The following is a 2270-nucleotide window of genomic DNA, read 5'->3' as shown; positions in this document are numbered from 1 at the left end:
AGTACCAGCGTACGGCCCACAGAATGATGTCACGCTGAAAATGCCGGCCTTTGAATGGGTTCATGTGCAGCTCCATCAGCAAAAGGGGATGATAAGTTTATCACCACCGACTATTTGCAACAGTGCCCAAAAAAGTTCGTGGTGGAGAAAAGATAAGCTATGCAAGGCTTTAGGAGACGTGGTTTTTCAGGATGACGAAGAACGATTCGGCGCTAGGTGCAACATAGGTGCATCGCACGAGCGCTAGGAACGGCGAAAAAAGGCGGACGTGGCGAAATCGGTAGACGCAGCAGACTTTAAAATTGGAGTGCCCGCGGGGAAATCCGCGGAGTAGAACCGCTCAAAGTCGGGGAACGCTAACGGGCAATACCCTAAGCCAATCCCGAGCCAAGCCCCTTCGGGGGAAGGTGTAGAGACTGGACGGGCGGCGCCTAAAGCCTTCGGGCAATGGCGAAGGGACAGTCCAGACCACGAACGTCATCAGACGGCGGCGAAAGTCGAGGTGGTACGAAAATCTGCTTCTCTGTGAGAGTACGGGTTCGAGTCCCGTCGTCCGCACCACAAAGCCAAACATCCCTGCGATGATCGACCTCTGGGCGTTTGGTCGTGAGCCCGCCACCCTCGCGCTACGCTTTGCGCAGGCGTCGAAGGCGATCAGGTGCGCCCATCGATTCCGTCGAGCACCATCGCTGCGAGTTCATCGCTGGTGTGTGCACCACTATCGAGAACACGGGTTGTGCATGGAAGCCGTTCCCTTGCGGCCAAGCATCGGGCGACATTCGCTAATCGCCACTCTCGAATCTCCGCATTTCGATTCGGGTCAGGATGCATGGTCTGGTTCGCGATCCGGTGACGCAATAGGTCCTCGTTGAGCGTCAGAAAGATGTGCAGCAGCTGATCGTCGATCCGCCTTACCCCGTCGAGTATCTCAGTCAGATAGTCCGGGTGCACGAGCGTCATTGGGATGATGATGTCCTGCGAGTAATTCCTTCGAATCTCCCTGACCGCCGCGATCGTAAGTCCCCTCCACAAGGGGAGATCCTGATAGTCTCCGCTCGCTGGCATGGGGACCGTTTCTTTCACCACGAACCCGATTTCCTCGGGGTCAAAGATCAGCGATTTGGAACGCCGATCGCGCAGCCGCTTAGCGAGCGTCGTCTTTCCGGCGCCGAAAGGTCCGTTGATCCAGATTATCATTGTCGACGGCCTCTAACCTGAAGGCTCGCAAGAGCGCTCGACGGCCTCGTGCGGAGGCACGATCGGAGTGGTTCCGAAATGCTTCTCAAGATAGGTGACGCCGAACGTCACGATGTCCTGCGCGTCGAACAGGTAGCACTGAGCAAAGCCCACGACACCTTCTCGATGGCGACCGAGCTTCACGTAAGCATTTGCTATAGTTTCAACCGCATCCGGCTTTCCTTCGATAGCAAAGCAATCGAGAATGCCGTTTGAATCGTAATCCGATGCCGTTTTCCAGGCGACTTCACCGTCTCTTCCAAGCATCGGCATCTCATACGTCACCCACCGTTTGTTGGGGATATCGGCAACCGCCTCGGCGTAGTGCAATGCGGTAACGGAGTTTAGCGGCGCACCCAACAGCAGGGCCTTCCCGCCAAGGCGAACGAACCGCTCGACGGGCGATCCTTCCCCCAAGGCGTGACCGAGTTCGTGAGGCTCCGTCAGCGTTTCAGCCAGCGGACCAACCGCGACCATCGATGCATCGGGGTGCGCGCTGCGCCGCGCGCCGGGGGCTTGAACCAGAAATTGATTCAGCAGGCCGAACCCACGGTAAGTCCCGGCTGTTGCGGGATCGAACGGCAGCCAGGTACGGCGGGCTTCGTCATCCAGCCGAGCGCCATTCAGAGTCTCCTCGTAGGGTGATCGGTCCCACGACGCGTATCCCATCACAGTGCCAGTCGGCCCAACCGCGGAGCGTAACGCGGCAACGACCGTCTCCGCTCCTCCTTCGACCGGACCAATCGCTTTAAGTGAGGCATGCACCATCAAGAGGTCACCGGTTTGGACTCCGAGTTTTTGAAGCGCCTCCGTTATTGCCTTCCGCGTATGCATCGCGATATCTCCTCTAAACTGCAAAACACTATACCTATCGAGATATCACTCTACTATACCTATCGAGATATATAGAGGTGGTCCCACTTGTTTGAACAACTAAAAGCGTATTTATAAGTGATATTCCGCTCTAGTTAAGCCACCTTGTTTTGTTGGGGTAGCTGATCATAGTAAAACTCATTTGGTGTCATTTTGTCTAG

Annotated in this window: 3 protein-coding genes; 1 reads left to right on the top strand and 2 read right to left on the bottom strand. The window is 56.1% G+C overall.

Translation table 11 applies throughout. The features are described 5' to 3' along the window. The coding region (locus FTT63_RS15940) for a hypothetical protein (protein WP_206299284.1) at window positions 1-247 on the top strand (247 nt) is incomplete at its 5' end. Between the two features lie 407 nt (window positions 248-654). Here FTT63_RS15940 and FTT63_RS15255 read toward each other — a convergent pair. Beyond that, a complete protein-coding gene (locus FTT63_RS15255) occupies window positions 655-1197 on the bottom strand; it encodes an AAA family ATPase (protein WP_000587837.1) in 543 nt (180 codons plus the stop codon). 12 nt (window positions 1198-1209) lie between these two features. Then, on the bottom strand, window positions 1210-2070 hold the full coding sequence (aac(3)-IId, locus tag FTT63_RS15250) for an aminoglycoside N-acetyltransferase AAC(3)-IId (protein ID WP_000557454.1): 861 nt from the start codon (window positions 2068-2070) through the stop codon (window positions 1210-1212). Between the last annotated feature and the right edge of the window lie 200 nt (window positions 2071-2270).

The organism is Acinetobacter sp. C15, from assembly GCF_013420645.1.
Taxonomy (GTDB): domain Bacteria; phylum Pseudomonadota; class Gammaproteobacteria; order Pseudomonadales; family Moraxellaceae; genus Acinetobacter; species Acinetobacter indicus.
The sequence above is the reverse complement of the archived record's forward strand: the minus strand, read 5'-3'. Positions and strand labels throughout refer to the sequence as shown.

What these genes read in the sequence shown, in the direction of transcription:
- FTT63_RS15255 (WP_000587837.1), bottom strand. Translation starts at nt 1,197, where the DNA reads ATGATAATCTGGATCAACGGACCTTTCGGCGCCGGAAAGACGACGCTC.